Genomic DNA, 18315 nt, shown 5'->3' with positions numbered 1-18315 from the left:
GCCGACACAGCGCCTAGTCGATCAGCTGGCGGCCGTCGCGCTGGGCCGAGCAACTGCGCTTGAAGGTGCAGTTCCCGCAGGCGTCCCCGGTGGTCGGGACGAAGCGCTCGGCCAGGACCCGGCCCGCCGCGTCGGCGAGCAGGTTCTCGATCCACGGCTCGCCGTCGGCGGGCGGCTGGTGCTGGACCTTGGGAGCGTCCGGCAGCTTCTTGTCCTCGAAGCGCAGCTGGACCAGCTCGGCCCCGCCCAGCGGCGGCCGGTCGTTCACCAGGTCGTCCAGCGCCCCCGCGCGGACCGCCAGCTGGTAGACCGCCAGCTGCTTGTGCTCCGGCAGCGACTTGTCGCTCGGGACCCGCTTGCCCGTCTTGAAGTCGACCACGTACGCCCGGCCGACCGCGTCCTGCTCGACCCGGTCCATCACGCCGCGGATCCGCACCGCGAGCTCGCCCACCGGCAGAGTCAGGTCGAAGCCGTGCTCGGTGGCCAGCGTGGTGCGCCCGCGCTCCAGCACGTGCCAGTGCAGGAACCGCTCCAGGGCGGCCCTGGCCTGCGTCTTCTCCTGCGCCGACTTCCAGGGGGCGTCGAAGGCGAGCGCGTCCCAGACCGTGTCCAGCCGGTCCAGCAGCACCGCGAGGTCGGCCGGCGAGCGCCCGGAGCCCACCTCGTCGGCCAGCGCGTGCAGCACGTTGCCGAAGCCCTGGGCGCCGGAGGTGGCGGTCTGCGCGTTGACCTCCTTGGTCAGGAACCACTGCAGCGAGCAGGCGTCGAGCTGCTCCAGACCGCTGCCGGAGAGCTGCACCGGGCGGTCGGGCTCGCGCAGCGGCACCGGGTTGCTGGTCACCTCGGCCATCCCCCACCAGCGGTCGGGGTGGGCGGCCGGCACCAGCACGGTGCCGTCCTCGCCGCGCGCGGCGGCGAGGACGGCGAGCCGCTCGGCGGCGGTGCGGCGCAGCTCGGGCGAGCGGGCCGGATCGACGGTGACCGCGCGCAGCTCGGCGACCAGCGCGGCGACCGACAGCGGGCGGCGCGGGCGGTGGGTGACGTCCTCGACGGTGACGTCCGGGGTGCGGCGCAGCACCTTGCCGGTGCGGGCGTCGAGTTGCTCGCGGTAGAGCTCGCGCAGGAACCGGGAGGGCTCGTCGCCGTCCTCGGCCGGCGCCTTGACGGCGGTCACGATCAGGCGCTCCTTGGCCCGGGTGGCGGCCACGTAGAAGAGCCGGCGCTCCTCGGCGAGCAGGGCGCCCGGGGTGAGCGGCTCGGCCAGGCCGTCGCGGCCGATCCGGTCGGCCTCCAGGAGCGAGCCGCGCCGGCGCAGGTCTGGCCAGAGCCCCTCCTGCACGCCGGCCACCACGACCAGCCGCCACTCCAGGCCCTTGGCCCGGTGCGCGGTCATCAGCCGCACCGCCTCGGAGCGGGCGGTGCGCACCGTCAGGGTGTCGGCGGCGATGTCCTGGGCCTCGACCTCGGCGAGCAGGTCGAGGGCGCCGCGGTGCCCGGTGACCTGGTCCTCGGCCCGGGCAGCGGTCTCGAAGAGTGCGCAGAGCGCGTCCAGGTCGCGGTCGGCGTTGCGGCCGACGGCGCCACCGCGCAGCGCGGCCCGCTCCAGCCGCTCGCGCCAGCGGGGGCTGCCGTCCCAGAGCTCCCAGAGCGCCTCCTCGGCGGTGCCGCCACCGACCAGCAGGTCGCGCACCTTGCGCAGCAGCATGCCGAGCTCGCGGGCCCGCCGGGCGGGCGGCAGGTCGAGGGTGACCAGCTGCTCGGGGTGGGCCAGCGCCTCACGGACCAGCTCGTCCGAGGGGCGCACCATGGCGGCCGGCCCGCCCTGGCCGGCCTCCTCCGCCGCCGCCGCCAGGACCGCTGCCCGCTCCTCCTCGCGCAGCGCCCGCCCCAGCCGGCGCAGGTCGGAGCCGTCCAGACCGCCGAGCGGACCGGTCAGCAGGGTGTGCGCGAGCTCCACCGTGAGCGGATCCGGCGGCCCGGCCGCATCAGCCGGGTCGGTCGGGTCGCCGGACGTCGACCCGTCCGACTTCTGCCACACGGCCCCCTCCGCGCAGACCCGCAGCGCGAGCAGCAGCGGCACCACGGCCGGTTCCTCACGCAGCGGCAGGTCGTCGCCGTCGATCTCCAGCGGGACACCGGCCGCGCTCAGCGCCCGCCGCACCCCGGGGATGGCCCGCGCGCCGGCCCGCACCAGCACCGCCATCTCGCCCCACGGCACGCCGTCCTCCAGGTGCGCGCGGCGCAGCAGGTCGGCGATGCTCTCCAGCTCGGTCCCCGGAGTGGGATAGGTGTAGATCTCCACCGTCCCGGCGGGGCCCGCCCGCCCGGGCAGCAGTGCCCGGTGCTGGGCCAGCTTCTGGGCCGGCAGCCGGCCCATCGGCAGCCGCTCGACCAGCTCGCGCGAGGCCGCCAGCAGCGTCGGCGCCGAGCGGCGCGACACCCGCAGCACCTTGACCTCGGCCGGCTGGCCGTCGCGCTGCCGGAACTGCTGCGGGAAGTCCAGGATCCCGTTCACGTCGGCCCCGCGGAACGCGTAGATCGACTGGTCCGGATCCCCCACCGCGACCAGGTCCCGCCCGCCGCCCGCCAGCTGCCGCAGCAGCCGCACCTGGGCCGGGTCGGTGTCCTGGTACTCGTCCACGAAGACCACGTCGTAGCGGGCGGCGAGGTCCTCGGCGGCCCCGCCGGCCCGCTCCGCGAGCAGCACCGCGCGGTGCACCAGCTCCGCGTAGTCCAGCACCCCGCGCAGGTCCAGCACGTCCAGGTAGTCGGCCAGGAAGTGCGCGGCCGCCGCCCAGTCGGGCCGCTGGACGCCCTCGGCGAACCGGGCCAGCTCCGCCTCGCCGAGTCCCAGCTCCCGGCTGCGGGCCAGCACCGCGCGCACCTCGTCGGCGAAACCGCGGGTGGTCAGACAGGCCCGCAGGTCCAGCGGCCAGCCGATCCGGGACCGGCCGGCCGCCGCGTCCTCGGCGCCGCCGGCCAGCAGCTCGCGCACCATCACGTCCTGCTCGGGGCCGGAGAGCAGCCGCAGCGGCTCGGCGAACCGCTCGGGCTCCTGCTCGGCGCGCAGCAGCGCGTAGCAGAACGAGTGGAAGGTGGTGGCCTGCGGCGCCGCCGCCAGCCGCACCGCCATCCGGTCGCGCAGCTCCATCGCGGCCTTGCGGCTGAAGGTGAGCACCAGGATCCGCTCGGGATCGGTGCCCCGCTCGATCCGCCGGGCCACCGCCTCGACCAGGGTGGTGGTCTTCCCGGTGCCGGGCCCCGCGAGCACCAGCAGCGGACCGCCCGCGTGCTCGGCCACCGCGCGCTGGTACTCGTCCAGCACGGGCGGCTCGGGCGTCGCGAGCGGGCTGCGCACCAAGCGGTAGGGAGAGGCCACGGAAGTCCTGCGGGTCGGCGACGAAGGGATCCCCTGGAAGAGAGGGAGTCCTCAGACCGACCGGCACATGGTGGGCGGTCGGTCTTAGAGCCTACGAGATCCACCGGCGCGCGCGGGAACGGGTGCGCCCGTCCCTGGTCCGCCGGGGCGTTCGGCGAGGCAGGATGCTGGTGTGCCCGTGCTACCGACCGTCCCAGCGGGCCTGCCGCAGGTCGACCCGCGGCAGGTCCTCGGCCGCCTGCGAGCCGCGGGCGGGTCCTCGGCCCGCGGTGCTGCGCAGCGGCGTCGCCTCCTGCCGGTAGGCGGCCAGCGCCCGCTGCTCGTGGCCCGGCAGCAGCGCGCCGTCCGCCCTGACCACCCGCCACCAGGCGACGGTGCCGCCGTAGCGGGCCATCACGGTGCCGACCTGGCGCGGCCCGCCCTGCTCCAGGTACTCGGCGACATCCCCGTACGTCATGACCCGCCCCGGCGGGATACGGTCGACCAGTTCGAGCACCAGCTCGGCGAACGGGGGCAGGTCGGCGGCGGCTCGAGGGCCCGCGCTGTTGTCCGTCACCCGGGCATTCTTGCCCATCCGGACCAGTCCCGGAGCACCTGCGGGGTATTCGCCGCGCCCGGTCCGGCCCCTGTCCGGCGACCGGTCACGGAGCATGCCACCATCTTCGGGGCGGTGAGTGGTGATACGAGGACAAGACCAGATGACCGGGACGGTTGACGTGGACGTGGACGAGAGTGCCGGAGAATCCGGCTCCACGATCCCGCCGACCGAGGAGCCCAAGGTCTCGCTGGTGAAGCCGGCGGCGCGACGGCATCCGGCGGCGACGCCCGCGCCGGAGCCCGTGGCAGTGTCGGCCCCGCTGCTGCCGGTGCCGGCCGAGGACGAGGACGACGGCGACCGCCTCGCGGTGGACGAGCCGCTGCTCGCCGCCCGCACGCACCGCCCCTCCGACCTGATCCGCTTCGTGGCCGGCCTGCTCGGCATCATCGCCGTCTTCGTCATCGCGGGCATCGCCACCTCGACCACCAGCGGCATCTCGACGGACATCCAGGCCAACGTCAAGCACGTGGCGCCCTGGCTGACCACCGTCCTGAGCCTGGTCTCCACCGTGGCGGTGCTGGCCGTACCCGTGGCCTTCGCGGTCGAGCGGCTGATCAAGCGGGACGGCCTGCGGGTGGCCGACGGCGTGCTCGCCTCGGTGCTCGCCTACGGCGTGACGCTGGCGGTGGACTGGTGGGTGGCCGAGGGCGCCTCGGAGAACATCCGCAAGGCGCTGACCCGGCTGCCGACGGTGGCCGGTGGCCCGATCAGCGAGCCGGTGCACGGCTACCTGGCGCCGGTGATCGCCTACATGACGGCGGTCGGCATGGTCAGCCGGCCGCGCTGGCGGCTCGCGCTCTGGTCCGTCGTACTGCTCAGCGGCGCCGCCGAGCTGATCGGCAGCGACACCACCCCGCTCTCGCTGCTGCTGACCGTGCTGATCGGCTGGTCGGTGGCCTGCGGCACGCTCTACGCGATCGGCTCGCCCAACATCCGGCCGACCGGGCAGCACCTGATGCTCGGCCTGCGCCGGCTCGGCTTCACGCCGCGCAACGCGCACCGCGCACCGGACGCCCCCGGCGGTACCCGGCGGTACTTCGTCAACCAGCAGGACGCCCCGGCGCTGGACGTCCACATCATCGACCGCGAGCAGCAGGCCTCCGGCTTCTTCTACCGGGTCTGGCGCCGGGCCCGGCTGCGCTCGGTGGCGGTGCGGCGCAGCCCGCAGTCGCTGCGCCAGGCGCTGGAGCAGGAGGCGCTGATCGCCTACGCGGCGGCGGCGGCCGGCGCCCGCGCCCCGCAGCTGGTGGCCACCTCCGAGCTGGGTCCGGACGCCGCGGTCCTGGTCTACGAGAAGGTCGAGGGCCGCATCCTCGACGAGCTGCCCGACGAGCAGATCACCGACGAGGTGATGGCCTCGTTCTGGGAGTCGGTCGGCTCCCTGCACCAGCGCCGGATCGCGCACCGCCGGCTGACCGGCGAGTCGCTGCTGGTGGTGGACGAGAAGCTGGGCACGCTGGTCAACCTCTCCGGCGGCGACATCGCGGCCGGCGACCTGACCCTGCGGATCGACATCGCGCAGTTGCTGACCACCTTCGCGCTGCGGATCGGCCCCGAGCGCTCGGTCGCGATCGCCAACCGGGTGCTGGGCGCCGAGAAGGTGGCGGCCGCGCTGCCGCTGCTGCAGCCGGTCGGGATGAGCCGGCAGACCCGTGCCGACCTGGCCAAGCAGGCCAAGGAGCGCAAGGCCGCCGCGCAGGCGCTGGCGGTCGAGCAGGTGGCGGCCGGCGAGAAGACCCGGGAGGCGGCCGAGGAGGACATCGCCGCGGCCGGCGAGGATCTGCTGAGCCGGATCCGCGGCCAGATCCTGGAGATCGCCCCGGAGGCCCCGCTGGCTCCCGCCAAGCTGGAGCGGCTCAAGCCGAAGACGCTGATAACGGTGATCGCGCTGGCCTTCGCCGGCTACCTGGCGGTCACCACCATCCAGCCGGGCCAGCTGAAGCTCTCCCACATGAACTGGGCCTGGGCCGCGGCCGCGCTGGCCGCCGCCACGGCGAGCTACGGCGCCGCGGCGATGAGCCTGACCGGCTTCGTGCCCGAGCGGCTGCCGTTCAGGCGGACGGTGGCGGCGCAGCTGGCCGGCTCCTTCGTGAAGCTGGTGGCCCCGGCCGCGATCGGCGGCATCGCGCTCAACACCCGCTACCTGCAGAAGCAGGGCGTGCGGCCCGGGCAGGCGGTGGCCAGTGTGGGCGCCTCGCAGCTGGCCGGCCTGGGCGGGCACCTGCTGCTGCTGTTCTGCTTCGGCCTGATCACCGGCAGCCAGGGCGCCGGGGACATCGGCAGCGAGCGCGCCGTGATCATCGGCGTGCTGACCGCGGCCGTGCTGGCACTGGTGATCGCGGCGGTCGGTCCGCTGCGCCGGTTCGTGGTGACCCGGGTCCGCTCGCTCTTCTTCGGCGTGGTGCCGCGGATGCTCGACCTGATGCAGACCCCCAGCAAGCTGGTGACGGGCTTCGGCGGCATCCTGCTGCTGACCCTGGCCTTCACCGCCTGCCTGGACGCCTCGGTCAAGGCCTTCGGCGGCTCGATGAGCTTCGCCACCGTCGCGGTGATCTTCCTGACCGCCAACGCGGCCGGGTCCGCCGTGCCGACCCCGGGCGGCATCGGCGCGATCGAAGGCGCCCTGATCGTCGCCTTGGTGACCCTCGGGCTGCCGGCCGCCACCGCCACCTCGGCGGTCTTCCTGTTCCGGGCGCTCACCTTCTGGCTGCCGGTGCTGCCCGGCTGGATCGCCTACAGCTATCTGCAACGCACGGGCGCGATCTAGGACGGCGGCGGCGGACAGCCGAAGAGGCCGGCCCCCACGAGGGGGACCGGCCTCTTCGGCTGTGCTTCGGATCAGGCTGTACGTCAGATCAGGCCGTGCGTCGGATCAGTAGACCGGCTTCTCGGGCTCGATCTGGTTGACCCAGCCGATCACGCCGCCGCCCAGGTGGACGGAGTTGGCGAAGCCGGCCGCCTTGAGCACGGCCAGCACCTCGGCCGAGCGGACCCCGGTCTTGCAGTGCAGCACGATCTTCCTGTCCTGCGGCAGCTTCTCCAGCGCGTTCCCCATCAGGAACTCGTTCTTGGGGATGAGCACCGCACCCGGGATGCTGACGATCTCGTACTCGTTCTGCTCGCGGACGTCGATCAGCAGGATGTCCTCGTGGTTGTCCTGCATCTCCTTGAGCTGCTTGGCCGTGATGGTCGAGCCGAGCGCGGCCTCCTGGGCCTCCTCCGAGATCGCCCCGCAGAACGCCTCGTAGTCGATGAGCTCGGTGACCGTCGGGTTCTCGCCGCAGAGCGCGCAGTCGGGGTCCTTGCGGACCTTGACCTGGCGGTAGTTCATCTCCAGGGCGTCGTAGATCATCAGCCGGCCGACCAGCGGCTCGCCGACTCCGGTCAGCAGCTTGATCGCCTCGGTGACCTGGATCGAGCCGATCGAGGCGCAGAGCACCCCGAGCACGCCACCCTCGGCGCAGGACGGGACCATGCCCGGCGGCGGCGCCTCCGGGTAGAGGCAGCGGTAGCACGGGCCGTGCTCGGCCCAGAAGACGCTGGCCTGGCCGTCGAACCGGTAGATCGAGCCCCAGACGTACGGCTTGCCGAGCAGCACCGCGGCGTCGTTCACCAGGTACCGGGTGGCGAAGTTGTCGGTGCCGTCGACGATCAGGTCGTAGCCGGAGAAGATCTCCATCACGTTGTCGTTGTCCAGGCGCTCGTCGTGCAGGATCACCTTGACGTACGGGTTGATCTCCTGCACCGAGTCCCGCGCCGACTCGCCCTTGGAGCGGCCGATGTCGGACTGACCGTGAATGATCTGCCGCTGCAGGTTCGACTCGTCGACGGTGTCGAACTCGACGATGCCGAGCGTGCCCACACCGGCCGCGGCCAGGTACATCAGCGCCGGCGAGCCGAGGCCGCCGGCGCCCACGCAGAGCACCTTGGCGTTCTTCAGCCGCTTCTGCCCGGCCATCCCGACGTCCGGGATGATCAGGTGGCGGGAGTACCGGCGGACCTCGTCTACGGTGAGCTCGGCGGCCGGCTCGACCAGGGGTGGCAGCGACACGGGGACTCCGATGGTCGTCTATACGGTCTTTCCTTCAACCAACAGTGTCATGCCGGTGCGGTATTCCGAGACAGCAGGTCCGGCAGGTGAGACAGCCACCGCCGGATGCTGGGCACCGGCCCCGCGGCGCGCCCGGCCGGCCCGGCTACACCCGGCAGGCGGTCTCCAGCCAGACATCGCCCAGCGACTCCTCCAGTGGGGTCTGGGCCCGCCAGCCGAGCCGCTCGCGCGCGGTGCGGACATCGGCCTGCCGCCAGGGCACCGGCTCGACCACCGGACGCGGCTCGGGGGGCGCGAGCACGGCGGCGCCGGAGAGCGGTGGCTCCGCGGCGGCCTGCGCGGGCAGCGCCACCGTGCGGATCTCCTCGCTCAGCGCGCCCTCGAATCCCGCCGCCCGCACCAGCAGCTCCGCCGCCTCACGAGCCCGGACGGCGTGCCCGCTGCCGATGTTGATCACCCCGGTGGCGGCCGAGACCGCCGCCGCCAGCACCGCGTGCGCCACGTCGCGGACATCGACGAAATCCCGGAACGGGGACAGGTCCGGCATCCGGACCTGGCTCTCCTGTTGCTCCAGGGCCCGGCGCAGCCCTTCGGCGAGCCGGCCGAAGAGCGAGGCGGCCGGCGTGCCGGGGCCGACCACGTCGAAGACCCGCAGCACCGCCGCGTCCAGCCCGGAGGAGAGCACCAGCTCGGTGCCGGCCAGCTTGGACACCCCGTACGGGCCGACCGGCCGCGGCTCGGCGCTCTCCGCGACCGGCGCGCCGACGGGCACCGAGCCGTACTCGGCGGCCGAGCCGATGTGCACCAGCCGGGCCGGTTCCCGACTGCGCCGGATCGCCTCGCAGACGGTCGCCACGGCGAGCGCGTTGGCCCGCACCAGGGCCCGCGAGGTCCCGTAGGTGGCACCGGCGCAGTTGACCACCACCTGTGGCGCCACCGCGTCCAGGAACCGGGCCAGCGCTCCGGGGCTCCCGGCCGCCAGGTCGAACCTGATGTCGGCCGAATCCCGCCGCCCGAGCACCGTGACCTGCAGGTCGCGATCCACCAGCAGCCGATCGGCGACCCGACGGCCGATGTAGCCGCCGGCACCCAGCAGCAGCACCCTCATCCCAGACTCCTGACCATTGCCTTCGATTGATTGACGTGGTTCCCGAGCCGGCGGCCCCGCACCGCCGCACCGCACCGCCGCCTCACCGGTGCGCCTGCGGGCGGCCGAGCGCCACCCACGCGTACGGCAGCAGCACCACGGCCGCCGTGCCGGTGGCCAGCGCCGTCAGCGCGCCCGGGGCCGCCGCCCAGCCGGCCGGCAGCAGGCCGCAGGACCGCACCGCCGACAGGCCCGCGCCGAGCCCGTCGGCGGTGAGTAAGCCGGCCAGCGCGACGCTCTGCCGACCGCAGCGGCGCAGCGCGGCGGCGACCGCGATCAGCAGGCCGAGCGAGGCCTGGGCCACCCACTGGGTGGGGCCGGCCCGGTGGATCACGGCCTGCAGCAGCCCGCCGGCGGCCGGGCCCGGGCGCGGGGCGATCGCGGTGAGCACCGCGAGCGCGGTGAAGCTGGTCAGCGCGAGCACCGCCAGGTGCAGCCCGAGGGCCACCGGCAGCACCGGACGCATCCGGGCCCGGAACTGCGCGAGCGTGCCGACCGTGCGCAGCTGGACCTGGCCCGCGTGCCGCACCCAGCGGGCCGCCCGGTCGGCGGCACCGCAGGCCGCCCAGGCCGCGAGCACCAGCGCCGCCGCCGTACCGACCTGCGACGGGCCGCTCGAGCCGGCCGACCCCGCCGCCGGGCCCGGTCTCCCGGCCGCGGCGCCGAGCACGGTGACCAGCGGCAGCAGCAGCGCTCCGAGCAGCGCGCCCCGCGCCCAACAGCGGTGGCGCCACCCGGAGGCGCGCTGCGGCGGCCGCGGCCCGGCCACGGCCGGGGTCCCGGGCGGCGGCTCGTCGTCCGCGGGCTTGCGCGGCACCCGGGCGTAGAGCTCCTCGGCGAGCGAGAAGACGTCCGCGTGCCGGTAGCGCCGGGCCGCGGCGGACCCCAGGCCGGCCTCCTCCAGCACGGCGGCGATCTCCCACGGGTGGGTGGCCCGCTCGCACAACTCCCGGTGCTCCGCCAGCAGTTCCCGTACCGGGTCGGCCCCGCCCCCGCCCATCAGTGCGCCCGCGCCATCGTGTCGGCCGCCGTGCCGGCCACCCAGAATTCGGCCGGCCGCGCGAACGGCCGGGGCAGCGCCCCGAAGCGGCGCTCGGCGGCCGGGAAAGCCGGCCAGCGGGAGACCAGCTCCAGGTAGATCTCCCGGAACGCGGCCACCACCGGCTCCACCGCGAACCGCTCCTGCGCCCGCAACCGCCCGGCCAGCCCCAGCCGGGCCCGCCGCTCCCCGTCGCCGAGCAGCGCCAGGCAGGCGACGCCCAGCGCCGCCGGATCGCCCGGCGGCACCAGCAGCCCGGTCGGCCCGACCACCTCACGGGTCACCCCGACATCGGTGGCGATCAGCGCCCGCCCGCTGAGCATCGCCGAGACCAGTGCCCCGGGACCTCGCCGGGCCCGTGCGGAGAACACCGCCACCGTCCCGTCCGCCCAGTCGCCGGCAGACTCCCCTGCTGCACCCTGGAAGACCGCGGCGTCCCCCAGCCGCAGCCGCCGGGCCAGCTCCGCGCAGTGCTCGCGGTACCCGGGCACCCCTTCGGGGCCGCGCAGCAGCAGCCGCGCCTGCGGCGACTCGGCGCGCACTTGGGCGAAGGCGTGCAGCATCAGCTCCGGATCGCCGGCCGGCTCCAGCCGCCCGGTCCAGAGCAGCGTGGGCCGGGTCGGCTCGGCACCGGCCGCCGGGTGGTCCACCGCCGCCGTACCCCGGTAGACCACCCGGATCCGCTCCTGGGAGGCCCCGCAGCGCAACTGCCAGTCGCGGTCGTAGGAGCTGCCGGGGGTGAGCAGCGCGGCCTGCCGGTAGGTCTCCACGGTCAGCAGCCGGAAGAAGGAGAGCAGCAGCGCCCGCACCGGCCAGCGGTAGGGCGCCTGCCGGTAGCCCAGGTACTGCTCGCGCAGGTGCAGGCCGTGCTCGGTCAGCACGAAGGGGACCCCGTGCAGCCGCTTGGCCACCAGCGCGGGCAGCGCGGCGGGCCCACCGCCGACCACATGGCACAGGTCGGCGCCGCCCAGGCCGCCGGGCCCGGTGCCGTACCAGTCGGCCGCGAGCGGGCGCAGGCACTGCTCGAGCAGGTCCCCGGCGACCAGCACATCACGCAGCAGCGGCTGCCCGGCGGCGGTGTCGGCGCCGGGTGCGGTCCAGACCCGCTCCAGCACCTGGTGTGCGTGCTCGGAGGCCAGGAACGCGGGCAACGCGCCGTCCTGCTGGGCCAGTTCGGCCAGCGCGTGCAGGCCTGCCGCGAAGCCGGCCCGCTCGCGCGGCAGGACCAGGGCTCTGACCAGGTCCTCGTAGGCGCGGGCATAGTGCCGGCGGCGGATCGCACCCGGCCCGCGCCCCCCGCGCGGCGGGCCGCCGAGCACCAGCGTGCGCACTCCGGGCTGCGGCTCGGCGGCGGCCTCGGCCTCGGGCAGCAGCAGAAAGCGCTCGAACTCGTGCTCCGGCAGCCCGGCGGTGAGCCGCTCGCACCAGCCGGCGGCACGCTGGGCAGGCGGGCGGGCACCCTCGGTGAGCAGGGCAATGCGCATGACGACCTCCGATGGCAGAACTGTGAACGCGGTGGACGCGGCCGGACCCGCTGTTGCGGCACCAGGGACACCCCGACCCTGACGGCCGGTCAGAACGGCGGGAGCACCCGCCCTTGAGTCACGTTCGGGGCGCCCCCGCGCCCCCACCGCACGACCAACCCCCACGGCCGCGCCACCGGGCGATCACCCGGCCCCGACGGGGCAACCCCCGCCCACTGCTCACTTCAAACACACCCTCGGGCGCCCGCCCCGGCTCACCGGCGGCCACGCCCCCCACATCTGTTCGGTCCGACACCACGAAGGTAGAGCGCACTGCCCGCCGGACGACGCTCAGCGGCCCGCCTGCCACCTGAACGAGTGAACGTCCGTAACCTCATTCGGCCCCTGACGTTCGGTCAGCCCGTCACCTCACGCAGCAACTCCCTTACCGCCCGCCCCACCTGCGCCGGGTGCTCCATCATCGCCACGTGCCCGGACTCCGGCAGCACCAGCAGCCGGGCGTCCTGGAAGGCGGCGCAGGCCCGGGCCGCCGAGCGGTACGAGACGAGCTTGTCGCGCAGCCCGTACACCAGCAGCACCGGCGCCTCGACCCGCCGGGCCTGCCGCCACAGCGCCTGGTCGCCGCGCTCGGTGTAGGCCGAGACGATCCCGCGCGCCGAGCCGACCAGCACCTGCATCGCGTACGGCAGCCCCAGCCGCCGCCGGTACTCGGCCACCGCCGACTCGCGGCGCTCGACCGGGATCTCCCGCGCGTTGCCGTAGACCAGGTCGAGCAGCCCGTCGGTGGCCTGCTCCACGCTGCGCCCGTCCGCCGGGATCCGCCGCAGCAGCCTGGGCACGCCGGGCACCGCCAGCGCGGCGGTGGGCAGCGCGGTGTGCTGCGGTGGCAGTTCGGGCAACGCGGGCGAGATCAGGGTCAGGCTGAGCACCAGGTCGGGACGGAGCGCGGCCAGCCGCACCGCCACCGCGCCGCCGAGCGAGTTGCCGAACAGGTGCACGGGGCCGCGCCCGCTCGCCTCCAGGTAGCCGATCACCGCCCGCATGTGCCCGGAGACCGAGAGGTTGCCGTCCACCGGCGGCGGCGACCAGCCGAAGCCCGGCAGGTCCAGCGCCTCACCACGGACCACCCCGACCAGCTCGTCCATCAGCTCGGTCCAGTTGTCCGAGGAGCCGCCGAGCCCGTGCACGAAGAGGGCCTCGGGCAGGCCGGCCGAGGCGTCCGCGGTCGGCCCGGTCACCGAGAGCAGCGCGCCCGGCACCTCGACGGTCCGGGTCGCCCAGCGGTCGGCCGGCCGCGGATCCGCGCCGCCGTCGCCGCCCGACCACCGCTGTGCCCCGGCCCGTTCCCGCTGCTCAGTGCTCATGGGAGAAGATGGTAGTGAGACTCTGGCGCCCACCGGGGCCGCGCGCCGTATTGTGGGCTCTCGACAACCCGAGAGCAGCAGTTTTCCCTGCACAGGCAGGCGCGCACCGGGTTACCCGAAAGTAGAATCACTCCCCATTGCCCGAGCACCACCGCCAGCCAGAAGTGAGGAGCGCCGTGACGGCCATCCAGGAGGCCCAGGACCGCCCACGCGGCGCCCGGCTGCCGCGTAGCGCCCGCCGCGAGCAGTTGCTCGGAGCCGCGCAGGAGGTGTTCGTCGCACAGGGCTACCACGCCGCCGCGATGGACGACATCGCCGAGCGCGCCGGGGTCAGCAAGCCGGTGCTCTACCAGCACTTCCCCGGCAAGCTGGAGCTCTACCTCGCGCTGCTCGACAAGCACTGCGACGCGCTGGTCGAGTCCACCCGCAACGCGCTGGACGCCACCACCGACAACAAGCAGCGGGTCGCGGCCACCATGCAGGCCTACTTCGACTACGTGGCCAGCGAGTCCGGCTCGTTCCGGCTGGTCTTCGAGTCCGACCTGACCAACGAGCCGGCCGTGCGCGAGCGGGTCGACCGGGCCGCCGACGTGAGCGCCACCCTGGTCAGCAAGGTGATCGCGGAGGACACCGACCTGCCCGAGGCGGAGGCCAAGCTGCTGGCCGCCGGCGTCTGCGGACTGGCCCAGATCACCGCCCGCTACTGGCTCTCGCAGGGTCGCGAGATCCCGCGCGAGGAGGCCGTGCGGCTGGTCGCCAGCCTGGCCTGGCGCGGCCTCAAGGGGTTCCCGATGCACCCGGGCGAAGGCGGCCAGCCGCCGGTCGCGGGCTGATCGGCCAACTGATCCACCTGGCAGCCGTGCCGTTGCTCTAAGGTGAAGCCGTACGGCACGGCAGCCGAGGACTCCGGTTCGGACGACCCGGCGATCGTGCGTGGCTGGCATGAACCCCGGAGGGACGGAAGCCGTGGAGGTCAAGATCGGCGTGCAGAATGCGCCGCGAGAGATCGTCATCGAGAGCCCGCAGACCGCTGATGAGGTGGAGAACGCGGTCGCCAAGGCGCTGGACGGCACTTCGAAGCTCTTCTCGCTGACCGACGAGCACGGCCGCCGCATCATCGTCCCGGCCGAGCGGTTGGCGTACGTCGAGATCGGCGAGCAGGCCGCGCGCAAGGTCGGCTTCGGCACCATCTGAGCGACCGGCGCAGCGGACAGCTGAGGGCTTCACCACACTGCCCGCCACTCCCTTGGGGAGTGGCGGGCAGTGTGATTGGATCAGCGCAGCCGGGGGTATGGGTGGGCCACTGCGGTCCCCCCACCGCGATCCGCCCCAAGTCCTTCCCCCGGAGGCCGCCGTGCCGCTGCCCGTCGAAGCCGTCGTCTTCGCGCTGATCGGCCTGCTGGCCGGGGCTGTGGCCCTCTTCGCGGTCCCGGAGTACTTCCCGATGGCGCGCGGCCTGACCATCGGCACCGCACTGGTCTCCGCCCTCCTCAGCGGTCTGGTCTCGCGCTTCACCCTGGCCGGGGACCTGGCGGAGACACTGGCGGCGACGGTGATCTGCACCGCGCTGCTCACCTCGGTGCTGGCCCGCCCCGACCTGGCCGCCCGGCGCGGCAGCCACCGGCGCCGGCGGCACGCCGCGTAGCTCCGGAGAGCGGCCAGGGCCCTAGGAGGCCAGCCCGAGCGCGCTCATCCGCTTGGTGTGCGCCTCGGTGATCCGGTTGAACATCTTGCCGACCTCGACCAGGTCGAACCCGCGCACCTCGGCGCCGCCGACCAGCAGGTTCGAGAGTGCGTCGCGCTCGGCCACCACCCGCTGCGCCTGGCTGAGCGCCTCGCCCATCAGCCGCCGGCCCCAGAGCGCGAGCCGGCCGCCGACCCGCGGGTTCTCCTCGATCGCCTGCCGCACCTTGTCCACCGCGAACTGCGCGTGCCCCGTGTCGCTCATCACCCCCAGCACCAGGTCCCGGGTGTCGTCGTCCAGCCGGACCGCCACCTCGCGGTAGAAGTCGGTCGCGATCGAGTCGCCGACGTACGCCTTGACCAGGCCTTCCAGCCAGTCCGAGGGCGCGGTGACCCGGTGGAAGTTCTCCAGCGGCTCGACGAACGGGGTCATCGACTCGGTCGGGTCGGCGCCGATCTCGGCCAGCCGGTCGTGCAGCAGCTGGTAGTGCGCGAACTCGGCCGAGGCCATCCGGGCCAGCGCGGCCTTGTCGGCCAGTCCGGGGGCGAGCTTGGCGTCGTCGGCGAGCCGCTCGAACGCGCTCAGCTCGCCGTAGGCCAGTGCGCCCAGCAGGTCGAGCACCGCGGCGCGGTAGTCGGGGTCCGCCGAGCAGGTCGTCCAGTCACCGATCGAGCCGACCTGGCCGGCCTCGCCTTGAGTCTCCATGGACCCAAACTCTAGACCGCCGCGCGGGGCGCACCGAGCGCTGGTCAGCGGCCATGTCAGACGCGTCACGTGTTCGAGTCGGCGGCTGACGGTACAGTGGTGCAGAGACCCGTATACCCGCACGGTGCGCAAGCCGCGCGGGTTCGCCTCGTCCGGAGGATTCCGGCACGCGGCGCCCGGGGACTCACGTACGCGGATGCCCGGTCGGAGACCCGATCGGCTCCGACCTTGGCTTGGACCCCAAGCCAGGCACCGCATCAGTGGCCGAGCGAGGGCCGCCGCGGACCGCGCCGCAGGGCGCTGGTCCCGCGCCGGACCCCTCACGGGACCTTTCCCCGCGCCACGGGACGCCGCGGCCCAGCCAGGGCCGGCCTCCCGGACGCCGCAGGGACCGGCGCGGTCGTGCACGACCTCGCGAGCTCGCGACCAGGCCCACCGGGCCGGGACGCGGCCGCGCGGCTGCCCGCCGTCCTCTCGCCCTCGGCCCGCCACACGGAAGAGGCAGCACCCTGTCCACCACGACCGAACCCACGAAGACCACGTTCCGCGAACTCGGCATCCTCCCGGAGACCGCCGAGGCGCTCGAAGCGGTCGGCATCGTCCACCCGTTCCCGATCCAGGAGATGACCCTCCCGGTCGCGCTGACCGGGCACGACGTCATCGGCCAGGCCAAGACCGGCACCGGGAAGACCCTGGGCTTCGGCCTGCCGCTGATCGAGCGCGCCATCGTGCGCGCCGACGTCGACGCCGGCCGCGCCACCGAGGCGCAGCTCTGCGACAGCCCGCAGGCGCTGATCGTGGTCCCCACCCGCGAGCTGTGCACCCAGGTCACCAACGACCTGCAGACGGCCGGCAAGGTCCGCAACGTCCGCGTGCTGGCCATCTACGGTGGCCGGGCCTACGAGCCGCAGGTGGAGGCGCTGAAGAAGGGCGTCGACATCGTGGTCGGCACCCCGGGCCGCCTGCTCGACCTGGCCGGGCAGAAGAAGCTCGACCTCTCCAAGGTCCGCGCGCTGGTGCTGGACGAGGCCGACGAGATGCTCGACCTGGGCTTCCTGCCCGACGTCGAGAAGATCATCACCATGCTGCCCGCCAAGCGGCAGACCCTGCTCTTCTCGGCCACCATGCCGGGACAGGTGATCAGCCTGGCCCGCCGCTACATGAGCCAGCCGACCCACATCCGCGCCGCCGCGCCGGACGACAGCGGCCACACCGTGGCCAACACCACCCAGCACATCTTCCGGGCGCACTCGCTCGACAAGGTCGAGCTGGTCTCGCGCATCCTGCAGGCCGACGGCCGCGGCCTGGCGATGATCTTCTGCCGCACCAAGCGGACCGCGGCGGACGTCTCCGACCAGCTGACGCAGCGCGGCTTCGCGGCCGGCGCCGTGCACGGCGACCTCGGCCAGGGCGCGCGCGAGCAGGCCCTGCGGGCGTTCCGCAGCGGCAAGGTCGACGTGCTCGTCTGCACCGACGTCGCGGCCCGCGGCATCGACGTCGAGGGTGTCACGCACGTCGTCAACTACCAGTGCCCCGAAGACGAGAAGACCTACCTGCACCGGATCGGCCGCACTGGCCGGGCCGGTGCCTCGGGCACCGCGGTCACGCTGGTGGACTGGGACGACATCCCGCGCTGGCAGCTCATCAACAAGGCGCTGGAGCTGGGCTTCGGCGAGCCGGAGGAGACCTACTCGACGTCTCCGCACCTGTACGAGCTGCTGAACATCGCGCCGGGCACCAAGGGCGTGCTGCCGCGGGCCGAACGGACCCGGGCCGGACTGGCCGCCGAGGAGGTCGAGGACCTCGGCGAGACCGGCGGCCGCGGCTCGCGCACCGGCGGCCGGGGCGAGCGCCCGCGCGGCGGACGCGGCGGCTCGGACCGCCCCGAGCGGACCGAGCGCAACGACCGCACGGACCGCTCCGGCGGGCGGCGCGGCGGAGCGGGCGAGCAGCAGCAGCAGGCGAGCGAGGAGCGGCCGGCCCGCGCACCGCGCAACCGGCGGCGCACCCGCGGCGGTTCCACGCTGAACGGTGCGGCCGAGGGGGCGGCCACGCCGCTGACGTCGGCCGCCGAGACCACTGCCGTGGCGCAGGGGCCGGCGTCGCCCGCGGGTCCCGCGGCGGACGGCGACAGCACGGCGCCGCGGCGTCGTCGACGTCGCTCGCGCGGCAACGCTTCGGGCGAGGCCGCACCGGTGCGGGCCGCGGTCGAGGCTCCGGTCGAGACCGCGGCCCCGGTTGCCGAGGCGCCGGCCGCGGTCGTCGAGGCGCCGGTGCCTGCCGCAGTGCTGCCGAGCCAGCCGGCCGCGCCGGCTGCGGAGAGCACCGCTCCGGTGGCGAAGAAGGCCACCCGGACCCGCAAGACGGCGGCCAAGAAGGCCGTCGCCGAGCCGGTCGTCTCCGAGGCTCCGGCCGAGGTCGCGGCTGCGGCCCCGGTCGAGGTCGCGGCCCCGGTCGAGGTCGAGCAGCCGGTCAAGAAGGCGGCCGCGAAGAAGACGGCCACCCGGAAGACGGCGGCCAAGAAGACCGTGGCCGAGGCGGTCGCCGCCGAGGTCGCGCCCGCCGAGGAGGCCCCGGCCGCCGAGGAGGTCAAGCCCCGCAAGCGCACCACCAAGAAGGCCACCGCCGAAGCGGTCGCCACCGAGGTCGCGCCCACCGAGGACGCCCCGGCCGCCAAGCCGCGCAAGCGCACCACCAAGAAGGTCACCACCGAGGAGGCCCCGGCCGCCGAGGAGACCAAGCCGCGCAAGCGCACCACCAAGAAGGCCACCGCCGAGGAGGCCCCGGCCGCCGAGGAGGTCAAGCCCCGCAAGCGCACCACCAAGAAGGCCACCGCCGAAGCGGTCGCCACCGAGGTCGCGCCC

13 protein-coding genes are annotated in these 18315 nt (G+C 74.5%); 5 read left to right on the top strand and 8 right to left on the bottom strand.

Going from position 1 to position 18315, the window contains the following annotated elements:
• Positions 1-13 precede the first annotated feature (13 nt).
• Both ABH937_RS14310 and ABH937_RS14305 read right to left on the bottom strand, forming a co-directional pair.
• Positions 14-3379, bottom strand: a complete 3366-nt coding sequence (locus ABH937_RS14310; protein ID WP_370218348.1) for an ATP-dependent helicase — start codon at positions 3377-3379, stop codon at positions 14-16.
• Between the two features lie 181 nt (positions 3380-3560).
• Positions 3561-3953, bottom strand: a complete 393-nt coding sequence (locus tag ABH937_RS14305; protein ID WP_280687665.1) for an MGMT family protein — start codon at positions 3951-3953, stop codon at positions 3561-3563.
• A 124-nt stretch (positions 3954-4077) separates the two neighbouring features.
• Between ABH937_RS14305 and ABH937_RS14300 the strand changes: the two genes are divergently transcribed.
• Positions 4078-6744, top strand: a complete 2667-nt coding sequence (locus tag ABH937_RS14300) for a flippase-like domain-containing protein (RefSeq protein ID WP_370218347.1) — start codon at positions 4078-4080, stop codon at positions 6742-6744.
• Between the two features lie 105 nt (positions 6745-6849).
• On the opposite strand, the gene moeZ is transcribed toward ABH937_RS14300, so the two are convergent.
• From moeZ to ABH937_RS14275, 5 genes are all read right to left on the bottom strand, one after another.
• The gene (gene moeZ, locus ABH937_RS14295) at positions 6850-8028 is read right to left on the bottom strand and encodes an adenylyltransferase/sulfurtransferase MoeZ (protein WP_280687667.1); all 1179 of its coding nucleotides are present in this window, start codon (positions 8026-8028) and stop codon (positions 6850-6852) included.
• A gap of 145 nt (positions 8029-8173) precedes the next feature.
• The gene (locus ABH937_RS14290) at positions 8174-9136 is read right to left on the bottom strand and encodes an NAD-dependent epimerase/dehydratase family protein (RefSeq protein WP_370218346.1); all 963 of its coding nucleotides are present in this window, start codon (positions 9134-9136) and stop codon (positions 8174-8176) included.
• An 82-nt stretch (positions 9137-9218) separates the two neighbouring features.
• Complete coding sequence (locus ABH937_RS14285; protein ID WP_370218345.1) at positions 9219-10175, bottom strand: hypothetical protein; 957 nt, start codon at positions 10173-10175, stop codon at positions 9219-9221.
• Positions 10175-11698: a DUF3492 domain-containing protein gene (locus ABH937_RS14280; protein ID WP_370218344.1), complete on the bottom strand. Its 1524-nt coding sequence runs from the start codon at positions 11696-11698 to the stop codon at positions 10175-10177. Before ABH937_RS14280 ends, ABH937_RS14285 begins: the two co-directional genes overlap by 1 nt.
• A 395-nt stretch (positions 11699-12093) precedes the next feature.
• Positions 12094-13062, bottom strand: a complete 969-nt coding sequence (locus ABH937_RS14275) for an alpha/beta fold hydrolase (protein ID WP_370218343.1) — start codon at positions 13060-13062, stop codon at positions 12094-12096.
• Between the two features lie 176 nt (positions 13063-13238).
• Between ABH937_RS14275 and ABH937_RS14270 the strand changes: the two genes are divergently transcribed.
• The 3 genes from ABH937_RS14270 (at position 13239) to ABH937_RS14260 (ending at position 14707) form a co-directional block, all read left to right on the top strand.
• Positions 13239-13895, top strand: a complete 657-nt coding sequence (locus ABH937_RS14270; protein ID WP_280687677.1) for a TetR/AcrR family transcriptional regulator — start codon at positions 13239-13241, stop codon at positions 13893-13895.
• Positions 13896-14028: 133 nt separating this feature from the next.
• Positions 14029-14256 carry a DUF3107 domain-containing protein gene (locus ABH937_RS14265; protein WP_280687678.1) on the top strand — a complete coding sequence of 76 codons (228 nt, stop codon included), beginning with the start codon at positions 14029-14031 and terminating at the stop codon, positions 14254-14256.
• A gap of 160 nt (positions 14257-14416) precedes the next feature.
• Positions 14417-14707, top strand: coding sequence for a hypothetical protein (locus ABH937_RS14260; protein WP_280687679.1), 291 nt, complete (start codon positions 14417-14419; stop codon positions 14705-14707).
• A 21-nt stretch (positions 14708-14728) separates the two neighbouring features.
• Here the strand turns inward: ABH937_RS14260 and ABH937_RS14255 are convergent, their stop codons facing one another.
• Complete coding sequence (locus ABH937_RS14255; protein ID WP_280687681.1) at positions 14729-15451, bottom strand: ferritin-like fold-containing protein; 723 nt, start codon at positions 15449-15451, stop codon at positions 14729-14731.
• A gap of 623 nt (positions 15452-16074) precedes the next feature.
• Here ABH937_RS14255 and ABH937_RS14250 point away from each other — a divergent pair.
• Positions 16075-18315 (top strand): DEAD/DEAH box helicase (locus ABH937_RS14250; RefSeq protein WP_370218341.1); only part of this gene is annotated, 2241 nt, incomplete at its 3' end.

This window comes from Kitasatospora sp. GAS1066B (genome assembly GCF_041262605.1).
Classification (GTDB): Bacteria; Actinomycetota; Actinomycetes; order Streptomycetales; family Streptomycetaceae; genus Kitasatospora.
Note: the sequence above shows the minus strand (reverse complement) of the source record. Positions and strands in the feature narration are given on the sequence as shown.

Coding starts and splice junctions, on each gene's coding strand:
- ABH937_RS14275 (WP_370218343.1), bottom strand. CDS start 13,062: ATGAGCACTGAGCAGCGGGAACGGGCCGGGGCACAGCGGTGGTCGGGC.
- ABH937_RS14285 (WP_370218345.1), bottom strand. CDS start 10,175: ATGGGCGGGGGCGGGGCCGACCCGGTACGGGAACTGCTGGCGGAGCAC.
- ABH937_RS14290 (WP_370218346.1), bottom strand. CDS start 9,136: ATGAGGGTGCTGCTGCTGGGTGCCGGCGGCTACATCGGCCGTCGGGTC.
- ABH937_RS14305 (WP_280687665.1), bottom strand. CDS start 3,953: ATGGGCAAGAATGCCCGGGTGACGGACAACAGCGCGGGCCCTCGAGCC.
- ABH937_RS14280 (WP_370218344.1), bottom strand. CDS start 11,698: ATGCGCATTGCCCTGCTCACCGAGGGTGCCCGCCCGCCTGCCCAGCGT.
- ABH937_RS14255 (WP_280687681.1), bottom strand. CDS start 15,451: ATGGAGACTCAAGGCGAGGCCGGCCAGGTCGGCTCGATCGGTGACTGG.
- ABH937_RS14300 (WP_370218347.1), top strand. CDS start 4,078: ATGACCGGGACGGTTGACGTGGACGTGGACGAGAGTGCCGGAGAATCC.